Genomic DNA, 23,130 nt, shown 5'->3' with positions numbered 1-23,130 from the left:
AAAGCAGCCCGAGGGCTGCCTTGAAATTTAGAGCGGGAATGTCACCGAGAAGACTAATCCTTGTTGCGAGGATACTCTTCCGTATTGACCCAGGCGTGATCTTTCTCCCAGGTGAATTGCCATTTACGCTCCGTACCCGCCATCACATTCAGGTAGTAATTATCGTATCCGGCAATGGTGGCTACCGGATGATAACCACGAGGGACCTGCACCACGTCACGATCGTAAGGCGCCATACATTCATCAAGGCTGCGATCGTCGGTATAAACTCGATGCATCGCAAAACCCTGTGGCGGATCAAAACGGTGGTAGTAAGTCTCTTCGAGATAGGTTTCCTTACCCTCAACCGGCGTGTCGTGCTTGTGGCTCGGATAAGAGCTGCTGTCGCCCTCATCGGTATAAACTTCAACCACTAATAGACTGTCTGCAGGCTGATCGTCAGGCAGAATATTGTGAACCAGACGACGATTGCGACCCTTGCCACGACGCTCTACGCCTACGTCTTTCGGAGCAATCAAACGCACCGGCAGCGAACCAAAACCGGGTGCGCTACATACTGCCAGCTCGAGTGCCGTTTCCGCCTTCACTTGCGAAGTTGTATTGTGCGGCACGTAAACTGACCATGCTGGAATGCGTTCGAAAGGACTCATTCTTTCGCCGATATTTTCGAAAGTCTCTGCCGGCGTGACCACGCTTGCCCGACCTGATACCAGTACCAGGCAGCGTTCTTTATCATCCGCAGGCAGGGTTAAAGTCTGACCCTCTTCGAGCTGATAAACGTCAAAACCAACGTACTTCCAGCCCGCACTTTCTGGCGTAACGTGCTGGATACGCCCGTCTTTCGACGGCGCGTACTTACTGAGCAAGCGGGACATGTTCCTCTCCTTGTGTTGAAAATTTTAACCCAGCGTAGGCATGCTGAACTCGGCAACGGTGTGTTGTCCGGTCGGCCAGCGCGTGGTCACGGTTTTCATACGAGTATAGAAGCGAACGCCGTCTGGACCATGCACGTTGAGCGCGCCAAATACGGAACGTTTCCAGCCGCCAAAGGAGTGGAAAGCAACAGGCACAGGCACGGGAATGTTTACGCCAACCATGCCGGCTTCAACGTTCTGCACAAATTCACGCGCGTAATGGCCGTTGGTGGTGAAAATTGCGCTGCCGTTTCCGAATTCGTGGCCGTTTACCGTAGCCAGTGCCGATTCGAAATCCTTCTCGCGCACAATGCCGAGAACAGGCCCGAAGATCTCTTCACGATAGATTTTCATATCGGTGGTGACGTTATCGAATAGCGTGCCGCCCACGTAGAAACCTTCCGGATGACCTTCCACTTTATGGTTACGACCATCGATAACCAGTTTGGCACCTTCAGATACGCCGTGATCGATATAGCCGAGCACTTTGGTCTGATGCGCCTTGGAAATCACCGGGCCCATTTCATTCTCTTCTTTGCCGCGCAGATTGCCCGGGCCAATGCGCAGAGCATTAACCAGCGGGGTCAGTTTGGCGATCAGTTTGTCGGCGGTATCATCACCCACGGCGACAACGATTGGCAACGCCATGCAACGCTCACCGGCTGAACCGAATGCGCCGCCCATAATCGCCTGCACGGTGGCATCGAGATCGGCATCCGGCATCACGATTGCGTGGTTTTTCGCTGCGCCAAACGCCTGAACACGTTTGCCGTGCGCGCTGGCAGTAGCATAAATGTGCTGTGCAACGGAAGAGGAGCCGACGAAGCTCACCGCCTGAATACGTTCATCGGTAGTCAACAGGCTGGCTGCGTCGTTGCCACAGTGAACCACGTTGAATACGCCATCCGGCAGACCGGCTTCTTTCAGCAATTCGGCCAGACGTAGAGAGGCAGAAGGCGCAGGCGCTGGCGGCTTCAGAATAAAGGTGTTACCGCAGGCGAGGGCGACAGGGAACATCCACATCGGCACCATCGCCGGGAAGTTAAACGGCGTGATACCCGCCACAACGCCCAGCGGCTGCATGACAGAGAAGCTGTCGACGCCAGTCCCGACGTTGCCGGAATATTCGCCTTTTTGCAGGTGCGGAATGCCACAGGCAAATTCTACGACTTCCAGACCGCGAGTCAGTTCGCCCAGTGCGTCGGAGAACACTTTTCCGTGTTCGCTAACGATCAGGTCGGCCAGCTCGTCACGGTTTTTCTCGATAAGCGCCTTAAATTCAAAAAGGATGCGCGCGCGGCGCAGCGGAGGCGTTTTCGCCCACGCCGGGAAGGCGTTATGTGCATGTTCGATAGCCTGCAACACTTCCTGTTCGGAACTTTGTGTTACCTGGCGGATAACCTGACCGGTGGCCGGGTTAGTGACCGGCAGCGTTTCTTTGCTGCTGCTGATAGTACGTTGGCCATTAATGAAATTCGCGATTGTTTCCATCTTCTACCTTACCTCAGGACCGTGATGAGTTTTTGGACCCGTCTAAGGGTCACCGACAGAATTAAACATATTACTTTGAACTAAATATTTCAAATTAAATTTTATAGAATTTATTTTTCTGTGATCGGTAGCTGAATTTTGGTCTGCAACACGGCGGATTTACCCGCTTATTAATGGGGTTAAAATCGCTATACCATTGATTTAAGCTCTTTAATTTCATAAAGAAGTTTATCCTATGCTTTCAATGCTGCGGCAAGCGTGTCAAACGGGTTTTATGATCCAGACAACGTTTTTTATTTCAAAAAAACGGTATAAAAAGTTCATTATTGAGTTAATTTGCAAAGCCAAGCATTTCCACGCAGAGGATTTGAGCCATGTCAGATAACATAAATTTAGATAAAAATGCCTCATCGCCGAACATCAAAGTCGGCATTATTGGTTACGGATTTTCCGGTAAAAATATTCATTCACGCCTGATAGCGGCGACGCCCGGGCTTGAAATCAAAAAAGTCTGCGATCAGCACGCGTCACTGCAAGATGACTATCCGTTTACGTTGGTCGACAATGTCGAGGCGGTGTTTTCAGACCCCGAGATTGAGCTGGTGGTGATCGCCACGCCCAATATTACCCATTTCCCCCTCGCCAAAGCCGCGCTGTTGGCGGGTAAAAACGTGGTGGTCGACAAACCTTTTACCGTGACAGTAGCCGAAGCCGAAGAGTTGGCTGCGTTGGCCATTACTCAACAGCGCATCCTGTGCCCGTTCCAGAATCGTCGTTACGACAATAACTTTCTGACCGTGCGTAAGCTGCTGCAAGAAAAGGCATTGGGTGAGGTGCGCTATTTCGAATCCAACTACACCATGTTCCAGCCGAGCGTGAATGCGGGTTGGCGCGAGAAAAATACTCAGGGTTCGGGCGTGTGGTTCGATTTGGGGGCTCACCTGATTGACCAGATGGTGCAGCTGTTCGGCGAGCCGCAGCAGAGTTTTGTGACCTTCGACACCCAGCGCGAAGGCGCCAGCAGCCCTGATTTCTTCCACGGCACTTTCGTTTATCCGTCGCTGCGCGTCGTGTTGCACGGCACGCTGCTTAGCGCGTGGGAGCCGCCACGTTTTCGTATCAACGGGACTGAAGGCAGCTTTGTGAAATATGGACAAGATCCGCAGGAAGAGGCGCTGGTGGCAGGCACTCAGCCGGGCAGTCCGGGTTGGGGCTATGACGAGCAGCCGGGTAAACTTCATCGCCGCGAAGGCGATCAGGTGATCGAAACGACTTATCAGGGCGTTAGTGGTAACTATCCGGCCTTTTATTTGCAGCTGCGCGATGCGCTGCGCGGAGAAGGCGAGCCGCCGGTGAAAGTCGAGCAGGCGTTGGCGACCATGCGGATTATCGAAAACACCCCAAGATTATAAAAATCAGCAACATCAGACCTGATTTTTCTCTGATTTTTGTCTGATATTGTTATGAGTTTTCTGATATTAACAGGAGAATACTTGACTAACCGGTGCATAAAGCACCGGTTTTTTTATGGACGTCGCCGACCTAGACCAAGTTTTACCAGCAGCATGCCGATAAAGGCACAGGCCGCCGCCAGCATAAACACGCTGCGATAACCGGCATGGCTCGAAAGGATGCCCGCTAAAGGGCCCGTAACGCCGTACGCCAGATCCTGAAAGGCCGAATAGCCGCCCAGCGCGGTGCCTCTGGCTTCCGGCGGAACGCGCCGCACGACTTCCACGCCCAGTGACGGAAAGATAAGTGAGCAGCCACAGCCGGTAAGCGCCGCGCCAGCCAAGGCCATTAAGGGATTGACGGCCAGGCAAATCAGCAGCAGTCCGGCACATTCGACCAATAAAGAGTACTGCGCCACGCGAATACCGCCGAACTTGTCGGGCAGGTGACCAAAAACCATGCGCACGGCAATAAAGGCGCAGCCAAAGGCCGTCAGTGCAAAACCCGCGTAGGACCAGCCGAACTGGTTGAAATACAAGGTGATAAACACGCTGAGCACCGAAAAGCCGATCCCCTGAAGCATCAACCCTAATCCCGGTCGCCAGATATTAAGCCAGATGCTGCTCAAAGGCTGACGTTTTCCACCGTGAGGTGCCACCGGCGGCACGCCGCGATCCACCAGCAAGGCAATCAATGGCAGCACCAGCATAACGCCCGCCGTGGTCGCCATGCCCTGTGAATGGTAGAGCGCCAGCCCGAGTGGCGCACCGGCGGCCATCGCGCCGTAAGTTGCCATGCCGTTCCACGACATCACTTTGCCCGCCAACCCGTCGCCCGCCAGACCCATTCCCCACGTGAGATTACCGGTCAGCAGCAGACTTTCACCCACGCCGAGCAGCACGCGGCCCAGAATCAGCAGGCTAAACGCCAGCTCGACCGATCCTTGCGGCATCAGCGCGGCAGCCAGAGTAACGGCTCCCGACGCGGCGCAGCTTGCCATGCCCATAAACGCGGTGCGCCGCGCGCCGTGACTGTCGGCCAGACGTCCGGCGGTGCTGCGGGTGAGCAGGGTCGTAATAAATTGCGCGCCAATGGCTATGCCGACCAGTACGTCGCTGAGGCCAAGCTGCTGGTGAACATATAAAGGAAGAATGCCGAGCGGCAGCCCGATGGAAAGATAGGCGATAAACATCGCGATGCTGATGCGTAATAAAAGTCGGCGCGGGTGTTGCTCCTGAATCAATGTGCTCATCGGCGATTACCGTTGTAAGAAATTAAAAGAAAGGTACAGAGAGTGAGTATAGAAAGTGTGGGGCATAAAGTAGAAAGCTGAACGTGAAAAACTCAGCAAAAACAATCGGCCCGACTGCGTAAACAGTCAGGCCGAAAGGGCAGGGAATTAACGTGCCGGACGGTATTCGCGCCAGTATTTAATCAGCGTGAGATAACGTTGTTTCACGTCATTGATAAGCTGCTGGTCGTCATATTTATTGGCTAACCACTGGCGGGAAGCTTCGCCAAAAATAGTGCGTCCAACTGCGAAACCTTTCACCCACGGAATGTCGGCGGCGGCGGCGAAACCGGCTTTCAGCGTAGATTCCGGGGCATCAAGCCCCAGAATCAAGATGCCGCGACACTCAGGATCGTTATCGTCAATCAGCTGGCTAATCGCTTTCCAACCTTCAACGCTCTGCGCCGGCAGTTTCCACCAGTCTGGCTGAATGCCCAGCGAATAAAAGCGTTCGACAATTTGCGCGTAATATTTTTCGTTCCGATCAGGATTATCGGCCGGTAAAATCAGCTCAAGCAGCAGCTCGTGACCTGACTTGCAGCACGCCTGATAAACTTCGAGCGCCAGCGCTTCCTGCTCTGCACGCATGGCAGCGTCGTCGTGTGGATGGTAGAACATCAGGCATTTCACCACGTGTTCCAACGGCCAGTCGATCAGCTGGGAACCCAGATTGCCGTGCTCGAGGCGCAGCGGACGGGAACTTGGCAACTCGATTGGGCGACCAATCCACCAGCCTTCGCCGGTAATGGCGTTTAGTGCATTCTGACCAAAGGTCGTGTCGGCAAGAATACCGCTGTTGTTACGCAATCCGGCTTCTTTAGCTGCCTGACGTGCGCCTTCGAGCAGCAAGACTTTCAGACGTGGAATTTCATTAATATCAGCGCCAACTTCCTGCGCCATGTCCACCAGCTGTTTGCGATGGTCAAAGGCGAAGATGCACAGCTCGGGCCACTGCTGTTTACGCGTGGTGACGCGGTGCAGGTGGTTGAGGCGCGTGTCTTTGTCAGGCTGCGGCACGGATTTGTCGCGCAGCAGATAGTCGTCCAACTCTTTTTTGGTCGGCATGGCAGGCGCGCAGCCGTGACGCGAAACCACCAGCGCACCGCAGGCGTTGGCATAGCGACAGGCCTGATCCCAACCTTCATCATTCATGTAGCCGCGCAGCAGGCCAGACATAAACGCATCGCCCGCGCCCAGCACGTTCAGCACGTCGACGCGCACGCCGCTTTGCAATTTAACCTCTTCCCAGGACGAAGGAATCTGCTCTTCAAATACTGAACAACCCTGCGCACCGCGTTTACAGACCAGCGTAGCGTTGGTTTTTTCACGCACGCGAGCCAGCGCGGTCAGCGTGTCGGTGCTGCCGCCCGCAATGTGGAACTCTTCTTCCGTGCCGACAATCAGGTCAAAATGATGCAGCACTTCCTGAATTTCGCGGGTTACTTTTTCGGATGAAACGAAACGGGTTTCGCCGTCGCCCAAAGAAGTCAGACCCCAAAGCACCGGACGATAATCGATATCCAGCGCGCGGCGCAGGCCATGTTTTTTGGCATACTCCAGCGCGGTCAATACAGCCTGACGGGTATCGGGGTGAGAAAGGTGGGTGCCGGTGATAGCCAGCGCGCGTGAAGACGCGATGTAATCTTCATCAATATCGCTTGGCTTCAGCGCCATGTCTGCGCAGTTATCACGGTAGAAAACCAGCGGGAAGGTGTCTTGATCCTTGATGCCAAGCAGCACCAGGCCGGTCAGACGATCTTTATCGGTGATCAAATATTGAGTGTCAACGCCGACGCGGGTGAGCTCTTCACGAATGAAGCGGCCCATGTGTTCGTCACCGACGCGCGCCAGCATCCCGGAGCGCAGTCCTTGAATAGCGGTGCCGTAGGCGACGTTGCCCGAGGAGCCGCCAAGATATTTGGCAAAGGTACCGACATCTTCCAAACGCGCACCAATTTGCTGTCCATAGAGATCGACAGCTATGCGTCCCAAACAGATAACATCCAATTTCTTTTGCGTATTGTTCATTGATCCTATCCTCAACCCAAGCTGATTGGCCTTTAAAGTATATTAAGGATTATATATTTCATTTTCAATAAAAATGAAATTTTATAGCCTATTGTTTTTATGATCAGGGTCACAAATTGCCGAAATGAAAAGCATTGCAGATAAGTATTTTTTATTTAATTAGTTGAAAATAAATGGATTAAATGAAAAGTGTGATGTGGCAAGCAAAATGAAATGAAATTTCCTTTTTTGGCTTTTACGGTCCATTTTGTCGCCATTTACGCTTTCCAAATCGTCATTCACGCTTTCCAAAAAGAAAAATGGCCCGAATTCATTAAAGCGAATTCAGGCCATTGAGGGTAGGTTACAGATTATGACTTACTTGATGCTGTCACCCAGGTTGCTGATAATCTTGGCATTAACAGGAACAACATCTTCCTCGATGTCACGACCATAGTATTTCTGCAGCACGATACCTTCGATTCTTTCCAGCGGCACGTTGGCGGTTTCTGGTACGAAGCGATAGGTAAACAGGAACATCAGCAGCGAGAAGCCTGAGAACAGCAGCAGTGGGAAGCCGCCGTGGAAGACTTCTTGCAGATAAGGGTTACTGTTCATCATTGGGAAAGTGGTGCTCACGCCGAAGTTGGCGAAAGACATGGCACAAATTGAGATACCGACGCAAACAGATCGGATTTCCATCGGGAAGATTTCACCCAGCACGGTCCAGACAATCTGACCCCAGGTTAAGCCAAAGGCGAACATGAAGCCGAACAGCCCCAGCACCGAAAATGCGCCCGGAAAGCGCAGATAGAACGCCGCGAACGAGTAAGCAAGACAGACAGCAGAAGCCAGGGCGCCCCACAGCAGCAGTTTGCGACGACCGATTTTATCGAGCAGCATCATCCCGACTACGACCCCGATAAACTGGGCAAATGCCAGCACAAAGGCCAGGAACATGGCGGTGTTGTTATCGCTGGAGATGTTTTTCATCAGCGTTGGGCCAAAATACTGAATCACGTTGACGCCGCTAAGCTGGTTACCCAAGGCCAGACCAATACCGATAATCAGCAGTGGAATGGTTTTTTTGTTCAGGCGCAGTTTGCCTTTCAAATTGGTTGGGTCAACTTTGATGGAATCTTTGATTTCGCTAAACACGGTTTTTGCATGCTCGGGGTTGGAGATTTTGCCCAGCGTATTCATCGCCTCTTTGTCGCGGCCTTTAAATACGCTCCAGCGTGGCGATTCGGGAATAAAGGCTATAAACACCAGCAGCGCAGCACACGGCACCAGCGCCGAGGAGAGAATGACACGCCAGCCGGTATCAACCAGTGCGTCTGAAGTCATTGATTTACTGATAAAGAAGTTAGTCAGCATCACCACGCTCTGACCGCCAACGCAGCAGATGGAGTACAGCGCCGTGGTGCGGCCGCGATATCTGGAAGGCGAAAGTTCGGCTAGATAGATAGGCGAAATAACGCAGGCCAGACCAATTGCCAAGCCACCGAACAGGCGGAAGAGGATGAAGGTGGTGAAGTTGTGCGCCAGCGCGGTACCGATAATCGATATCGCAAAGATAAATGCGGTCACGCAAAGTGAACGTTTTCTGCCGAAATGGTCGCTGATTTTAGGGGCAATCAAGCAACCTACTAGACTCGCCAACTGAATACAGGAGACTGCCCAGCCCGTTTCGGCCGGAGAAAGTTGGAAATAAGTACTGAGAGGTTCAATCGCCCCGGAGATGATTGAACTGTCGTAACCCATCAGCAGGCCACCAAAGGCGGCGACGGTACAACAGAGCATCAGGTAAACCATATTGTATTGTGTCTTGTTTGTAGCCATTTTTACCCTCCCTTATCACCTTCAGTGAACAGCTGAATGATGAAAGGTTTCTGTACAGGTTGATGAGACGTTCTGGTTAAATTTCAAATTGAAATAAAAATTCGCAAACAAATAATAGTGAATGATTCATTTCACAAATGTGAGGGCGGCTACAAATTATGAAATCGTTTGAAAAAAAGAAATTAAGCTATAATTGATTGTAATTAAATAGGTTTCTTGTTTTAACGAGAAAGCGAAAAATGAATTTTGTGACACAGTCGAGGTTTCTATTTTCTCAGGGGGTCAAAAAAGTTATGGTGAGATTGACTCAGTTTTCACCTCCATTTGAACAGGATTTTCAAAAATGAGCACTTATTCGCTGGTCGATCCGCAGTTAAAACCGCTTTTGGAAAGCTACCCCGAACTCAAGCTTGAACACCATACATTGCAGGAAGTGCGCGACAGGCGGCAGAATGCGGCGCTGCAAAATGCCGCCGTCGATGATGGTCTGGCAGTCACGGTTCGGGAGCAGATCATCACGCCAAAAGAGGGCGCAACCCCAGTGCGAGTGCTGATCGTCAGCGCGAAAAATGCTGACCCTGCCTGCATGGGGATTCTGCATCTTCACGGCGGAGGATATATTTTTGGCAGTCCTGAACAATCGCTTAGCCTGACTCGCGCGACGGCGGCCCGTCAAAATTGCGTAATAGTTTCCGTTGATTACCGTCTGGCCCCCGAATCGCCTTATCCGGCCGCCCTCGATGACAGCTTTGCAGCGCTGGTGTGGATGACCAATAATGCCGAGAAATTAGACATTAATCCGCAATCTATTGGCGTTATGGGCGACAGTGCTGGGGCAGGTTTGGCGGCGGCGTTAGCGCTTTATACTCGCGATCATAATGGTCCGAAACTGGCGTTTCAGAACCTGATGTTTCCCATGCTGGATGACCGAACCGTGGTTGAAAGCCATCCGAATCCTGTGACCGGCGAGTTTGTCTGGACCCGACAATGCAACGCTTTTGGTTGGGAAGCCTATCTTTCGGGCAGGTCTTCGGAAACACAGCGGCAGCCTTTGGAAACGTTGGCGAAAGCGTTGGCAGCTGGAACGGATTGCCAGCAGCGGCCCGGCGACGAAAAGGTGTCGTGCTACGCGGCGGCGGCAAGGGCAGAGGATTTACAGGGTTTGCCTCCAGTTTGGATAGGCGTTGGCAGCATCGATCTGTTTTTGGATGAAGATATGGACTACGCGAAAAGGCTGATTCGTGCAGGAGTTGAAGTGGAGTTAAACGTTTATCCGGGCGCATTCCACGGCTTTAATGGCTCTTCAGATGCCGAGATAGCAAACCGTGCGCGCGAATCTCGTCAACGGTCACTCGGTCGTTTTAAACCAAACTGAAATTTAAGCGCGGTTAATTTACCGAAAGCTTATGGGTATTAACGTTTAACAATGATGCTAAACACTGATGATTAGCATTGATGGCTAGCGTTGATGGCTAATAGTAATGATTAAGATTGGGCGCTAAAAGTTGCAGGCAAAGAGGGAAATTTGCCTGCTAGACAGCAAAAAGCGCGAAAGCAGCGTACACCACGGAGGTCCAAAAAATCGCCAATGAGATAAATATCCCAAGCCAAACTTTGCCTTTGAACGACATATTAAAAATTCCTTAACTTATTGAGTTTGCTTAATAAGTCAGTATTTTATCTCCGCAATTTTTGGCTTGCACGTTTTCTGCCCTTAAATTAAGGTGTTTTAAACGGTTAAGGAGAGTTATGAGCGATTAATAAAAATTTGTTCATCCCTTAACGCCTTTTTCTCCTTCATCGGCGTCCTTAATTTTTCCTTAACCGCTTATTTGAACTTTCTCAATTCAATCTGCTATAACAGAAACTTAACCCCACTTTATTTTATTAATTTTATGATTGTCAGACCAAAGCAACACTGGTTTAGAAGACTGTTTGTTTGGCACGGATCCGTACTTTCCGAAATCCTGTTCCGTCTTAGTCTTAACCTTGGAATGTCGATAGTCGCGATTCTCTGCTTTCAATGGTATGAAGCGCTCGGCATTAAGCTGACGCTTGCACCTTTCAGCCTGCTTGGCGTGGCGATCGCTATCTTTCTTGGTTTCCGAAACAGCGTAAGTTATGCCCGTTTTACCGAAGCGCGGGTGTTATGGGGCAGCCTGCTCATCGTTAACCGCTCACTGTTAAGGCAAATCAAAAGTATCTTTCCGCAGCGACGGGAGCTGGCACAGGAGTTTTCAGCGCTACAAATTGCTTTCAGCTACTGCTTGAAGCACCAACTGCGTGGCACGGCAATGAATGACGATTTAGCCCGAATTTTGCCTGATCATGACTGGAAAACGCTGGTGGCGAGCAGTGCGCCGTGTAATCGAATTCTATTGCTGATGGGCGAATGGCTGGGCGAAAAACGCCAGACGGGAGAGATTTCGGATATTATATTTCAAAGTATCGATGAAAATTTAAACAAGCTGTCGGCCGTACTGGCAGGCTGCGAACGTATTTCCAATACGCCGATCCCTTATGCCTATAGCCTGATTGTTCATCGTACTGTTTATCTATTTTGTACCTTGCTGCCTTTTGCGCTGGTGCCTGACCTGCACTATATGACGCCGCTGGTTTCCGTATTTATCTCTTACACGTTCATCTCGCTCGACGCGCTCGCCGAAGAGCTTGAAGATCCTTTTGGCACCGCGCCTAACGATCTCCCGTTAAACGCGATGTGTAAGAATATGGAAATCAATCTGTTAGAGATGAATGACGAAACCGAACTGCCTGCAAAGCTTTTGCCGGACAAACGTTATCAGCTTAAATAACGGTATTACTTAGATAACTGTATTAACTGCATTTAAAAAAAGTATCAACTGAACTGATGCAATTATTTCTCAATCTTTTTGCCATCGACGTGGCCCAAAGAACGTTCCGGAAAACAGATGTCGCGCACGCGCTGTTTAATTTGTGGCGCATCTGGAAAGCCGCCGTCTCTTTTTCGTTCCCAAATAAGGTGTTCATCGAGCGTAATTTCATAAATGCCGCCCGTGCCCGGCACCAGCGTTACCGACCCTAAATCGGTACTGAAAGTGTTGAGCAACTCCTGCGCCATCCACGCGGCGCGCAGCATCCAGTTGCATTGGGAACAATATTTGATGGTGATTGCCGGAAGCTTTTCCATAAGGGATCCTTGGTTTCTGAATGAGTTTACGTAAGGGATTGTCCTAAATTAACCTCTCTTTCCATAGAGCTGCAAATCTGTGTCTATACTTAACGCTGTGTTAAACAGAGCAGAGGAAATTATGGCGACTATTCATAAGTATGGACAGGCTCATTGGGAAGGCGACATCAAGAAAGGTAAAGGAACGATCACGTTAGAAAGTGGCGCTCTGAAAGACCAACCTTACGGGTTTAATACGCGTTTCGAAGGCAAAGCGGGTTCCAACCCGGAAGAGTTGATTGGCGGCGCACACGCAGCCTGCTTCTCGATGGCGCTTTCCCTGATGCTCGGTGAAGAAGGCTTTACGCCGGAAAGCATCGACACCAAAGCAACGGTTTCACTTGATAAAGTCGGTGGCGGTTTTGCTATCACAGCGATCAAGTTAGAAAGTGCAGTAACCTTGCCGGGCATTTCTGATGACAAGTTCGATGAAATCATCAAAAAAGCCAAAGAAGGTTGCCCAGTGTCACAGGTTCTTAATGCTGATATCAGCCTTGAGTACACCCTGACCAACTAAGCACCTAGAGTTAGGCATGTAGAACTTTGCATGCAGAACTTTGCATGCAAAATGAAGCATGTAGAAAAAGCAGTAAATCGCTTTAAAGGCCACTGGGTTCTCAGTGGTCTCTATTAAACCTCTGAAATGTCTACTAACTTACTAAATTCCCTATTTAATCCCTAACTTAATCCTTGATAAAGCGATCGCTATGATCGGCCTCGAGATGCTTGACGCTGTCATATTTTCCGAAAATTTTGTAGCGATTAAGCGCAATCAGGTTGTAGCAGGCATCCCTGAATTTAAGGGGAAATACTCGCAGTGCCGAAACGGCGCGCCAGGGTTGAGGCAAGAAAGACATCACGCGAAAAATGGCATCTGACCGCTTGTAGACGTTTTCGTTATCTATCAAAACGATAGTGTTAACATTTTCAGGTGACATTCCTGCCCACGTCGACAACGCTTTGCCCGCCTCGGACTGCACCGGCGACAATCGCACGCTGTGCCGTTTGTCGTGACGCAGCAAAAAATTTACCCAGCCGTTGCACAGTTTGCATTGGCCATCGTAGATGACCACCCGTTCACCGGGCTTGAGATAGGGCGGGTGAGACGTTTTTTTAGAACTTTCGGCCATTTATCCCTCCACGGTCGTGTGCTGTTTTCCAGAAGTCGTGTCGTTTTCAACTGAAACTGTTTCTGTAATTACGTTTTTTTCGGGACGTGGATATTTCCACAGCCAGCGGCCGCTCGCCATGCGCCAATAGAAAAACGCGCCGCGCACGATCCAGTCGAGGAACATGCCAAGCCAGACGCCAACGACGCCAAAACCAAGCACCACACCCAGGGTATAACCCGCCACAATACGGCAGCCCCACATGCCGAGCAGTGAAACCCACATCGTGAAACGGGCGTCGCGCGCGCCTTTCAGCCCCGCAGGCAGCACCCATGACGCCGCCCAGAAAGGAATAAAAGCGGCATTCAGCCAGACTAGAATTTTTACAACGTCGATGACGTCTTCTTCACGGGTATAAAACGAAGCAAGTAATCCTGCCAGCGGCACGGAGAGCAGCGCCAGCGAACAGATGCCGATCGCCGAAAGCCAATAGACGTGGCGTAACTGAAATTCGGATTGCGCAATCTGCCCTTTTCCGAGCCGGGTTCCAACGATAATAGTGGCAGAAGAACCCAGTGCATTGCCGGGGAGGTTGATTAATGAGGCGATTGAGAAAGCGATAAAGTTACCGGCAATGACATTGGTGCCCATTCCCGCAACGAAAACCTGCGTCAATAATTTACCGCCGTTAAACAGTACCGATTCGATACTGGCGGGAATACCAATGCCCAACACTTCAACCAAAATGCTGGTATTGATACGGGTGAAATAGCTTTTTAGGGAGATCTTCAACGCTGGATTAAAACCGATGGCTAAGACATAAATGACAGCCGCCGCACCGATGTAGCGGGAAATCGTCAAACCTAGTCCCGCACCGACAAAACCCAGCCCTTTCCACGAAAAGCAGCCATAAATCAGCACGGTAGTAATAACGATGTTGAGAATATTCATCCCGCCGTTGATAAGCATCGGGATCTTGGTATTGCCCGCCCCGCGCAGTGCACCACAGCCAATCAGGGCGATGGCGGCGGCAGGATAACTCCACGCACTGACGTGTAAATAGCTCAGTGCCAGCGCTTTAACCTGCGGCGCGGCGTTTCCGGCTATCGCATCGATAATGCTCTGACCAAAAAACTCGATACCAATGGCCAATACCACGGCAAACAGCGTCATGATGATTAGCGATTGGCGGGCAGCATCGCGGGCGCGCTCGTGATTTAGCCTGCCGAGACTAAAGGCGACCACCACGGTTGTGCCGAGATCGATGGCGGCAAAAAAGGAGATAATGACCATGTTAAAGCTGTCAGCCAGACCGACGCCGGCCATCGCTTCTTTGCCTAACCAACTGACCAGAAAGGTACTTAACACCCCCATTAGCAGCACACAGGCATTTTCGAAGAAAATCGGCACGGCTAGCGGAGTGATTTCTCGCCAGAACAAGACTCGATAGGAACGCCGTTTTGGATACCATGGAGTACGCTTGATAGCGTTGAGCGCAGAGGCTCTAAGGTTTTGCAAAATAGTTCCAGCTTTAACAGAAGGTGAATTCCACTAAATAAGCATGATCAAAGAACAGTAATTATGCAAAGTCTTTTTGTGCGAGATTCATTAAAAATAAACCGTCATTTCAAAATGGCTGACTATCTAAATAAGCCGAATCAATCAAAAGGATGTTTGCCCTCGTTCGCGTGCGCTAAGCGTAAACGGGTTAATCGTCGTAGTGATAGGCGAGCTGACGAGTACGGGGAGGCATTGTACGTCGAGCGGGCGGCATTTTGGTCGCTTTATCCGGATCGCCAGCGACGAATTCGAGCGTGGGGGAGTAATAAAAAGGCAGCCAGCCGCCGTAGCCGGTTTCCCACTCCCAACGGACTGGGCAAGGCCACAGAATGTCTTCATAAAGAATGTAATAGGTCCAGCGCCCATGGGGACGACGGGGTTTGCTCAAGCTCATAATTTTTGTTCGAAAATGTGTTTTTGAACGGGATGCGAATAAATCAGCCAACCTTATTTTCTCTCTAGAGGCAGCGGCTTTCAATCTATTAAAGCTTTAAATCTCTTATAAGATAATAGGACGAAATTTAGACAAATTAAAGCCGTGCAGCCCTTAAATGGACGAAAAACGCTGTAGCAGGCTAGTAAAATGCTGGGTTACGCGCTGGAGCCGCAATATCTGCCGCTCTGAAACCCTTTCATCTGACTCTATTTTTTGTTCGATAGCCACGCAAAGACGTTGCCCTTCGGCAAACTGCGTGAGCGCAAAATTACCTTTCAATCGATGCACTCGGCTTTTCAATTCTGACGCGTTCTCTTGTCGCCAGGCATTTTCAATCAGTTGAATATCTTCAGCACTGCTTTTCTGTAACTCGCTGATGAGTTTATCAATAATATTGGCTTGTCCCCCCGAGAGCGCCACGATTTCTGCAAGATCGACCCGGCGGTTTTGCAGCATATTACGCAGACAATCAGCGAGATCCGCTTGTGCGACAGGCTTGGTTAACTGCCCGTCCATGCCGGCAAACAGGCACTTTTTCTCTTCATCCGAAAATGCGTTGGCCGTACAACCAATCAGTGGCAGATGCTGTGGAATTTCGTTTGCGCATTCAGCCAGCCTAAGTTCGGTGGCGAATTGATAACCGTCAAGTATGGGCATCTGACAATCCGTGAAGATTAAATCTACCGGCGGAACGGGGTGCTGTTTTAAAAGGTTTAAAGCCTCTCGAGCATTGTCAAAGCAGGTCACCTGATGCCCGAGTGCAGTAAGCTGTAATTGCATGACCAGTAAATTCGCCGGCAGGTCATCGATAATCCACAGTTGATAACGGGGAGTGTCTACAGGCAACGCCTGATGTGGCGCCGGCAAAACATCTGGAATGGCCGTTTTTAAGGGCAGGATTACCCTGAAATCAGATCCAATATCAGGTGTGGAGATCATCTCTAATCTTCCGCCCATCAGTTCAATCAGTTGATGACAAATAGTTAGCCCAAGCCCGCTGCTATCAGGGCTGGAAGCCGATATTTGCCGATAAGGTTTGATTAACGACGGCAATAAAGCAGGGTCGATTCCGACGCCGCTATCCCTGATGCTAATGATTATTTCCTGATTTTTTTCCTGAGGATCGGTTTTATCGGCGAAGTCTGTCACTACAGAAAGCGCAACCTCACCTCGTTGAGTATATTTAATCGCGTTACTCAGCAGGTTGTTCACTATTTGGGCTAACTTGCCTTTATCGAGCAGGTAATACTGTTCAAAACAGGCCGTAAGGTCGGTTTCAAAACCTAGCCCCTTTTTAGCGGCAAGCGTCTTGTACGTTTCGGCGCTGCTGGTCAGCAAAGCATGTAGCGAAACGGGTTGGGGTGCCAATAGCATTTCACCCGCTTCAATCTTCGACAAATCAAGCACGTCGCCAATAATCTGCAACAGATTGCGCGACGCTTGATACGCTATGGCAAGGGGAGGAGAGGCTGGCAATGGAGTATTTGAAAGTGAAGGAGTCAAAAGTAAAGGACTTGAAAGCGAAGCATTTGAAATTGAAGAATTTGAAAGTAAAGGGTTGGAAAGCCGATTTTCAGATGAAAATGCACGCTGATTCTCCATCTCCAATATTCCCATGATGACATTCATCGGCGAGCGGATCTCATGACTCATTCGCGCCAAAAATTCCCCTTTTTGCTGACTGGCGCGTTTTGCCTCCGTCAGCGCTAACGCCAATTTTGCCTCAAGCTCGATTCTTTCACTTAAATCAAACCAACCAATGACCAACCCCTGCGGTACCTTATTCGTGTTGGTATAAGGCGTTATCCAACCACTAATGCTGTGAGATTGCCCGTTAAGCAGATATTTTCCTTCAAAAAAAGTCGGCTCATTTTTGCTGCTGGCTTGCAGCAAGCCAGCCGTATCCAGCGCCATGCTGTTGAAAAATAGCTGATTAAAATGCTCAACCGACTTACCTCGCAACGTCACGCGGCAAACTTGCAGGTCGTCGCACAGTGCCTGATTGACGTGCGTCACCATTCCCGCCGAGTCACATACCAACACCGGCGTTGAAAGACTGTTTAACAAGGTTTGCCAAAACAGTACGCCGTCATTGAGGCGTCGTTCCGTGGTGCGGCGATGGGCAATTTGATCAATAAGATAGGCAATAAGAAACAGCGACACTACGCCAACGATGATAGCGGCAAGATCAAAGTTGCGGTGATTCTGCTTTAACGGGGGAACAATATTCATCAGCGTAAGTACGGTAAAATTACGGCTGAGCAAGTTCTGAAAGGTATTTTGGGGTAACTGCTCAATAGCATTATTCAACGCTGATAACGCTTTCGAATGCCTTGCCTGAACTATCAAACGTGTTTCAGTGGTTAGGCTATCGATAGCGCTGACTTTTAACAGGTCGGGGAATACATTCTCTGCCAACACGTTCGCTGCAACCTGTCGGCAAAGCACGCCCTCGGCTGCTCCGGCCCTGAGTAATGTTATCGCTTCTGACAACGACGGGGTAATTATCAGGAAAATATCAGGGTAACGCTGCTTCAAGGTTTGGATAGGCGCATCACTGACCACAATAATTTTGCGTTTGTTGAGGTCTTGAGCATTAAAATCGGTTCTCGAATGACTGTCGGCCAATGAGACGATGCGCCAATGCGTAGAATAGAGCGGCTGCGACGCTAGCAGAGCGTTGGTTGGGCCCGTAACAGTTTCTTCAGCAAAGAAGCCATCAATTTTATTGGTGAGGAGTAGTTGTAGCTTTTCCTCAGTCGTTTTCAAAGGCACGGCATCGAGTAAAGCGTCTACGCTGCCTTTCGAACGAAGCTGCTCATTAACCAAAGCCAGTAGAGCGGGTTCGGTATCGTCATTTTGAATCTGGGTATTAATTTCACTGTAACGCGCACTGACGTTATCGATACCTATCCGCAAATTTTCGGCATGAGCCGGGAATAACGCGCCGAGCAGCAGCCAGGATATCCAGAGCGTTAGGCAACGCATTAGAGGTCTATCTTGAGCAGGTATTCGAAAAGTTCGGCGTCGGAAACGAGATCCAGCTTACTCATGGCGCTTTTCTTCTGGCCGCTGATAGTCTGTTTGGAGCGGTGAAGCATCTGTGCGATTTGATTGACGGTTTGCCCCTGCTTCATTAAGCGCAACACCTCAGTTTCTTTCGGGCTAATCCGCAGCACTTGCGTTGCGTTGTTATTTATCAACGGCTTAAACATCTTCATTTTACTACTGGACGCGAAATCGCCTCCGCTAAGCAATGATTTAAGACAGGCATTCAGCTCGGTACTTAAACTTTGTTTATTGATAACGGCAATAACGCCGGATTTGAGCATCAAATTAGCAATCGCTTTGTTAGACAATACGCTGATGACGACGATCGGCAGCGCGGGGTAAGTCCTGCGCAAATACTGAATAAGGTGTAGTCCGTCCGAATGTTGAACGCCGGGCATAGTGAAATCGGTAAGTAACAGATCGGGAAGGCTATTTTTGAGCGAGGCAAGGAGTCCATCAACGGTACTCGCTGTTCCGTGCAGACTAAAATCGGCAGCAAATTGTGTTTCTAGCAGCGTTTTAAGCCCAAGAAGATAGACGGGATGATCGTCGGCAATCAGCACTGTTTTCATTCTGTGGTTCCTATGGGCTTAACGATAGCGTCTTCGAAAACGATCAGTACACCGTTTAACAACAGGCTCGCGGCATCATCACAATCATTTATCAACGCTAAATGGGCTTGAGTAAAAGTATTACTGTTTAAAGAAAAGGGTTCACAGGTAAATAATAGTCGCACAGGGCATGAATGTGGCTGCAAAAAAACGGTTTTAATACCCTTAAACCAGGGAGCAAGGATTAAACGGTCATCAGTATGTACTCTACCTAATAATTGAGCGGCAGTTTTCACTGAAAAGAATGGGTTTTGATCTTCTTTATTACCGTTCTTCGACCAGATTATGCTTTGTGTGGTCATGTTTATACTAAAAGAATAGATTTTTTGTTGACTCAAACCAGCAGAAATGAGCATAACCTGTTGCTGACTTATTTTTCTAAAGCTTTGTAAATGACCAACAAGGCTATGAAACAGTAAGCCGAAAGTAAAGATAATCAGTAAATAAAGCTGAGAAGACGTAATAAATTCGTTGGCTGAGTAATCTTGTGTGGAAAAAGGGCCGTGAGAATAAAGCGTAGCCGTGCTGGTAATAATAGCTAACACAATGAAAACAAAACAAAGTTGATGAGCGTTTAAAAAGAACGAGCAAAGTAACATAATTCCGATAAGGGAATAAAGCGCGAATTCTATTTGGTTAAAGCGCTGTATTTCTTCGGCAGAGGGGATGAATATTAACAGTGTCGTTACAATGGCAATAAAAAGAGTCAACAGTTGCCAAGGTCTTCTATTGAAAATTTCCTGTGCCTGATATTTATTATGCAATACAAAAATAGGCGCTATTGCCAGACATCCTGTGGCATTGGAAATACTCCAAATAACAAAGTGCAGGAAAACGGTAGGATAGGCCAGCGCATTTAAAGAAATTATCGTTGAAATTCCCCCTAAAATACTGGCTAAGAATACCAAAATTATAAAGAAAATCATGCTGATTTTACGACGATGATTATCACCGTGCTTTATGAAAACTTTCCATATATAGGCAGTAAGACTAAGCGTCATCAAATCGTTTAAAGCAAAGATTAACGCAATATCGGTAGGACGATCGTGCAGGAAACTGACCAGCACGTGCAGCAAACCCGCACTAATAATCCACAGCGGCCAGCGCGAAAGGGGGGATCGGCTCAGTACGCCCAAAGTAAGTCCGGCAGGTAACCAGATTGTTGATGAAAGACTGCCAGAATCACGAGTTTCGAGACACAGGTAAGCCAAAAAGAAATAACTCACCGCAAAAAGAAACCACTTTACCGGCAAAGGCCATGCCGTTATCAGGCTTTCATTCGAAAAAGCGTGAGGTAAAGGGTCTCGAAATCCTGAATATGGCGTTTTCATCTCGATATATTTTCGGTCCCGTAAAATAAGTGGTCAGTGTAGATTGACACATTTAAAAAAATTCATTTCATTGTTTAGCTGCAAATATGAAAATATCTTTCACTATTTTTCTCAACATGCTGAGATTAAAGCGTTTACCGGTGAATTGATTTTGAAATCATAGAGAAAGTCGCGGTGAAAAAATTGCTTATCGTGGTTAGATTGTTGGTTTTTTTCTCACGAATTTTTGTCTCTAAAGGTACAGCGTTTTGAATAGCGGGCAGCAGCGACAGGTCGAGCATCGCACCGTGGCGTGGAATAGTTTTTAACATTGCCTTAGGTAAATTATTGGCACAAAGTAAATTGCGGAACTTGTGAATTAATTGATGGTAATTGTTATCACTCACCATTCCTGCCTGCTCAAACCAGACGACATTAATAATGTCATTTTTTAGCGTTATATCTTTGAGAAGGCAAATAACCAATCGTTTATGCTTTTCAGTGACCTCGAAAGATTGATTGTTAATGGTCATCGTATTTCCTTTACAATCAACCATGGCAAAATCTTCAAACGGATCATTAAGTAAAACAGTAGGTATTGCAGATTTTATTATCACATTATCACCCGAATTTAATTAAATTGAATTTACGAAGGTAAAGGATTTCTTGCCCTTTAATATCTCGTTCAAATAAGGGTTTTAAGATAACCTTCGTTTGTTAAACTGCAGGTATTAAATAGTAATGTGAGATGTTCTACAACGGGATTTCGAGATCGCGAGCGTTTTCCGTACTCGTCCTATCGTTGGTATTTCTTTAATGATAATGGACTGAGGTAAGAATAATTAAATATCGGGGCGCAAACGGTGCGGAATAAGTCAGACAAAAGAAAGATTTTTAAGAGGTTATGGCCAACTGTTGGCGTTGGCCAGTGTGGCAAATTCGTTAATCAGGCATTAGGGCGGAGAAATCTTCTTCATATAACGCTTTGCACTCTTCCATAAACTCGGGATAGCCCAGTTCGGAGGTTTGAACATCGCGGCCCAATCTATTTTGCAGATCGCTGAAAAACCACTCGAATTCGCCGTGCAGGATGCCGGTAAAACCAGTCAGAATGATGCACTGTTGTTGAGTCAATTTGGTCACGCGAGGATCCTTGAAAGGCAGTTAGTGTTCAGATTAAGTAACGCTTTAAGGGACCATTTTGCATGACGCAAGAATCGACAGCAACCCGAACGAAAATCGTACTGTGGGTTGTACAGTGCTTAAGCAAAAATCAAAAAGTGCTCATCGCTAATTGTGATATTGATCACAATTAAGCTTTTTGATATTACTAGCGCAAATATTGAGGGTTTTGCGTTTTCAAGTGAAAATGACCCGAGGCATGAAGCCTTGTCTCAACGTGAAAAGCTAAGCTGGCTTGATTTTATTTGATTGTTTTTAAAGGATTAAAATGAAATTAACACTTATTGCCTGTGCTGCGAGTCTGGCGTTGTTGGTCATGATGGATTGGCGGTTCATGGTAGCTAACTAAACGTTTACGGCAAATGACTCGCGAACAGAATTGATTTCTTCGTCATTGTTGCTGCGCTTCGAGGTTTCAATGTTGAAATTAGTGATTTACTCCAGCCTGGCCGTGCTGTTTGCCAATCTGGTGATTGACCTGCCATTTGTTATGCAAGCTAGCGGTTTATAGCCTTTACGGCGCGGTCATAACGGGTAGGGGATCCCCAAACCCAAGTGACCACGCTGAAATCCATTCACGCGTATATTTCCACTTTATTGAATGAAGCATTGAATGCAGCTAACGCTGTAATTAAACGCTTTTAACATTAATAAGTGCTATGCCAGCAGCTCCCAAAGAATGATCCCGATAATCGCCAACATGGCTACCATGACTTCAACATCTTGAATAGTGACTTTGCTAAGCGCTTTACCGTGTGTGATATTCATAGTGTGCCTCCATTTGTTAGACAAATAGTGGTACGAAAACAGAGATTTTTATGTGAGCTAGATAGAATTCTGGCAAATTTGTTATCGAATCTTTAAAAGATGTTTAACAAAGCAGCCTAAATGCGTTACTAAAATAAAGCTTGCGTAAAATTTTCTGCCGTGCGTTAATGCACTCCTCGGTTTGTAGTACAGACCTTATGAAAGCAATTTTAGTAAAGTAGTTCACTGTATTAGCGTTATCCTCACTAGATATCTCTTCACCGCGAATTTCCTTCTTTAGTGCCCCATAAGTATCACAACTAAAAAAACAGACCTCCCTCGCCTTATGGCGGTTTTAAATTAAAGGAAATTATTATGTCTACTAAAATGACTGGTTTGGTAAAGTGGTTTGACGCTGGTAAAGGTTTTGGTTTTATCTCTCCTGCAGACGGCAGCAAAGACGTGTTCGTACACTTCTCTGCCATTCAGAGCAGCGATTTCAAAACTCTTGATGAAGGTCAAAAAGTTGAGTTCTCTATCGAGAACGGCGCTAAAGGCCCATCAGCTGTAAACGTTGTTGCACTGTAATAAGTGAACAGCGGGGCGTATTTACGATAGCGAAGACGGTGTAAACCCGAGCAGTTAAATAAGCCCATCGCAAATGAACCCGCCGAAAGCGGGTTTTTTTTTGCTTTGAGAAATCAAAGCTGGATTTTTTAAATTCAAAATCTCTTCTTTTAAATTAAAATTCTTCTTTAAAATCAAAATCCCTTTTTTTGTGTTCAAGTTCAAGTTCAAGTTCAAGTTCAAGTTCAAGTTCAAGTTCAAGTTCAAATTCAACTGCATGCGCTTCGCTTACTGCGCGGCGGCGCAGACCGCCCATGGGGTCTTCCAAGGCCAACACCCCCTGGACCCCCAC

Annotated in this window: 19 protein-coding genes; 5 read left to right on the top strand and 14 right to left on the bottom strand. The window is 48.3% G+C overall.

Going from position 1 to position 23,130, the window contains the following annotated elements:
• Window positions 1–53 precede the first annotated feature (53 nt).
• Window positions 54–875 carry a 5-deoxy-glucuronate isomerase gene (iolB, locus tag SC206_RS12540; RefSeq protein WP_332737713.1) on the bottom strand — a complete coding sequence of 274 codons (822 nt, stop codon included), beginning with the start codon at window positions 873–875 and terminating at the stop codon, window positions 54–56.
• Between the two features lie 24 nt (window positions 876–899).
• Complete coding sequence (locus tag SC206_RS12535; protein ID WP_332737711.1) at window positions 900–2,405, bottom strand: CoA-acylating methylmalonate-semialdehyde dehydrogenase; 1,506 nt, start codon at window positions 2,403–2,405, stop codon at window positions 900–902.
• Between the two features lie 374 nt (window positions 2,406–2,779).
• On the opposite strand from SC206_RS12535, the gene SC206_RS12530 reads away from it, so the two are divergent.
• Entirely contained in the window at window positions 2,780–3,817 is a 1,038-nt protein-coding gene (locus tag SC206_RS12530) for an oxidoreductase (protein ID WP_332737709.1), read from the top strand.
• A gap of 113 nt (window positions 3,818–3,930) precedes the next feature.
• On the opposite strand, the gene SC206_RS12525 is transcribed toward SC206_RS12530, so the two are convergent.
• The 3 genes from SC206_RS12525 to SC206_RS12515 form a co-directional block, all read right to left on the bottom strand.
• Window positions 3,931–5,109, bottom strand: coding sequence for an MFS transporter (locus tag SC206_RS12525; protein ID WP_332737707.1), 1,179 nt, complete (start codon window positions 5,107–5,109; stop codon window positions 3,931–3,933).
• A gap of 147 nt (window positions 5,110–5,256) precedes the next feature.
• Window positions 5,257–7,176, bottom strand: coding sequence for a bifunctional 5-dehydro-2-deoxygluconokinase/5-dehydro-2-deoxyphosphogluconate aldolase (locus SC206_RS12520; protein ID WP_332737705.1), 1,920 nt, complete (start codon window positions 7,174–7,176; stop codon window positions 5,257–5,259).
• 357 nt (window positions 7,177–7,533) lie between these two features.
• Window positions 7,534–8,997 (bottom strand): sugar porter family MFS transporter, encoded by a 1,464-nt coding sequence (locus SC206_RS12515; protein WP_332737703.1) that lies wholly within the window; start codon window positions 8,995–8,997, stop codon window positions 7,534–7,536.
• Between the two features lie 343 nt (window positions 8,998–9,340).
• On the opposite strand from SC206_RS12515, the gene SC206_RS12510 reads away from it, so the two are divergent.
• Complete coding sequence (locus SC206_RS12510) at window positions 9,341–10,372, top strand: alpha/beta hydrolase (RefSeq protein ID WP_332737701.1); 1,032 nt, start codon at window positions 9,341–9,343, stop codon at window positions 10,370–10,372.
• A gap of 520 nt (window positions 10,373–10,892) precedes the next feature.
• Window positions 10,893–11,810, top strand: coding sequence for a bestrophin family protein (locus SC206_RS12505; protein ID WP_332737699.1), 918 nt, complete (start codon window positions 10,893–10,895; stop codon window positions 11,808–11,810).
• Window positions 11,811–11,872: 62 nt separating this feature from the next.
• On the opposite strand, the gene SC206_RS12500 is transcribed toward SC206_RS12505, so the two are convergent.
• On the bottom strand, window positions 11,873–12,166 hold the full coding sequence (locus SC206_RS12500) for a SelT/SelW/SelH family protein (protein WP_332737697.1): 294 nt from the start codon (window positions 12,164–12,166) through the stop codon (window positions 11,873–11,875).
• 121 nt (window positions 12,167–12,287) lie between these two features.
• Between SC206_RS12500 and SC206_RS12495 the strand changes: the two genes are divergently transcribed.
• Window positions 12,288–12,722 (top strand): OsmC family protein, encoded by a 435-nt coding sequence (locus tag SC206_RS12495; RefSeq protein ID WP_332737695.1) that lies wholly within the window; start codon window positions 12,288–12,290, stop codon window positions 12,720–12,722.
• Window positions 12,723–12,888: 166 nt separating this feature from the next.
• Here SC206_RS12495 and SC206_RS12490 read toward each other — a convergent pair whose 3' ends face one another.
• From SC206_RS12490 to SC206_RS12455, 8 genes are all read right to left on the bottom strand, one after another.
• Complete coding sequence (locus tag SC206_RS12490) at window positions 12,889–13,335, bottom strand: thiol-disulfide oxidoreductase DCC family protein (protein ID WP_332737693.1); 447 nt, start codon at window positions 13,333–13,335, stop codon at window positions 12,889–12,891.
• Complete coding sequence (locus SC206_RS12485; protein ID WP_332737691.1) at window positions 13,336–14,832, bottom strand: EmmdR/YeeO family multidrug/toxin efflux MATE transporter; 1,497 nt, start codon at window positions 14,830–14,832, stop codon at window positions 13,336–13,338.
• Window positions 14,833–15,022: 190 nt separating this feature from the next.
• Window positions 15,023–15,268, bottom strand: a complete 246-nt coding sequence (locus SC206_RS12480) for a hypothetical protein (RefSeq protein WP_332737842.1) — start codon at window positions 15,266–15,268, stop codon at window positions 15,023–15,025.
• 153 nt (window positions 15,269–15,421) lie between these two features.
• On the bottom strand, window positions 15,422–18,085 hold the full coding sequence (locus SC206_RS12475; RefSeq protein WP_332737689.1) for an ATP-binding protein: 2,664 nt from the start codon (window positions 18,083–18,085) through the stop codon (window positions 15,422–15,424).
• Window positions 18,086–18,297: 212 nt separating this feature from the next.
• Window positions 18,298–18,933: a response regulator gene (locus SC206_RS12470; protein ID WP_332737687.1), complete on the bottom strand. Its 636-nt coding sequence runs from the start codon at window positions 18,931–18,933 to the stop codon at window positions 18,298–18,300.
• Window positions 18,930–20,303 carry an MASE1 domain-containing protein gene (locus tag SC206_RS12465; RefSeq protein ID WP_332737685.1) on the bottom strand — a complete coding sequence of 458 codons (1,374 nt, stop codon included), beginning with the start codon at window positions 20,301–20,303 and terminating at the stop codon, window positions 18,930–18,932. Before SC206_RS12465 ends, SC206_RS12470 begins: the two co-directional genes overlap by 4 nt.
• Window positions 20,304–20,437: 134 nt before the next feature.
• Window positions 20,438–20,815 (bottom strand): winged helix-turn-helix domain-containing protein, encoded by a 378-nt coding sequence (locus SC206_RS12460; protein WP_332737683.1) that lies wholly within the window; start codon window positions 20,813–20,815, stop codon window positions 20,438–20,440.
• Between the two features lie 409 nt (window positions 20,816–21,224).
• Window positions 21,225–21,425: a DUF7736 domain-containing protein gene (locus SC206_RS12455; RefSeq protein ID WP_332737681.1), complete on the bottom strand. Its 201-nt coding sequence runs from the start codon at window positions 21,423–21,425 to the stop codon at window positions 21,225–21,227.
• 1,161 nt (window positions 21,426–22,586) lie between these two features.
• Here SC206_RS12455 and cspE point away from each other — a divergent pair.
• The gene (gene cspE / locus SC206_RS12450; protein ID WP_009637564.1) at window positions 22,587–22,799 is read left to right on the top strand and encodes a transcription antiterminator/RNA stability regulator CspE; all 213 of its coding nucleotides are present in this window, start codon (window positions 22,587–22,589) and stop codon (window positions 22,797–22,799) included.
• The last annotated feature ends 331 nt before the right edge of the window (window positions 22,800–23,130 follow it).

Source organism: Rouxiella sp. T17, assembly GCF_036663475.1.
Lineage (GTDB): Bacteria > Pseudomonadota > Gammaproteobacteria > Enterobacterales > Enterobacteriaceae > Rouxiella.
This window is presented reverse-complemented; position numbering and strand designations above follow the sequence as displayed.

Coding starts and splice junctions, on each gene's coding strand:
- iolB (WP_332737713.1), bottom strand. CDS start 875: ATGTCCCGCTTGCTCAGTAAGTACGCGCCGTCGAAAGACGGGCGTATC.
- SC206_RS12535 (WP_332737711.1), bottom strand. CDS start 2,405: ATGGAAACAATCGCGAATTTCATTAATGGCCAACGTACTATCAGCAGC.
- SC206_RS12530 (WP_332737709.1), top strand. CDS start 2,780: ATGTCAGATAACATAAATTTAGATAAAAATGCCTCATCGCCGAACATC.
- SC206_RS12525 (WP_332737707.1), bottom strand. CDS start 5,109: ATGAGCACATTGATTCAGGAGCAACACCCGCGCCGACTTTTATTACGC.
- SC206_RS12520 (WP_332737705.1), bottom strand. CDS start 7,176: ATGAACAATACGCAAAAGAAATTGGATGTTATCTGTTTGGGACGCATA.
- SC206_RS12515 (WP_332737703.1), bottom strand. CDS start 8,997: ATGGCTACAAACAAGACACAATACAATATGGTTTACCTGATGCTCTGT.
- SC206_RS12510 (WP_332737701.1), top strand. CDS start 9,341: ATGAGCACTTATTCGCTGGTCGATCCGCAGTTAAAACCGCTTTTGGAA.
- SC206_RS12505 (WP_332737699.1), top strand. CDS start 10,893: ATGATTGTCAGACCAAAGCAACACTGGTTTAGAAGACTGTTTGTTTGG.
- SC206_RS12500 (WP_332737697.1), bottom strand. CDS start 12,166: ATGGAAAAGCTTCCGGCAATCACCATCAAATATTGTTCCCAATGCAAC.
- SC206_RS12495 (WP_332737695.1), top strand. CDS start 12,288: ATGGCGACTATTCATAAGTATGGACAGGCTCATTGGGAAGGCGACATC.
- SC206_RS12490 (WP_332737693.1), bottom strand. CDS start 13,335: ATGGCCGAAAGTTCTAAAAAAACGTCTCACCCGCCCTATCTCAAGCCC.
- SC206_RS12480 (WP_332737842.1), bottom strand. CDS start 15,268: ATGAGCTTGAGCAAACCCCGTCGTCCCCATGGGCGCTGGACCTATTAC.
- SC206_RS12470 (WP_332737687.1), bottom strand. CDS start 18,933: ATGAAAACAGTGCTGATTGCCGACGATCATCCCGTCTATCTTCTTGGG.
- SC206_RS12465 (WP_332737685.1), bottom strand. CDS start 20,303: ATGAAAACGCCATATTCAGGATTTCGAGACCCTTTACCTCACGCTTTT.
- SC206_RS12460 (WP_332737683.1), bottom strand. CDS start 20,815: ATGACCATTAACAATCAATCTTTCGAGGTCACTGAAAAGCATAAACGA.
- cspE (WP_009637564.1), top strand. CDS start 22,587: ATGTCTACTAAAATGACTGGTTTGGTAAAGTGGTTTGACGCTGGTAAA.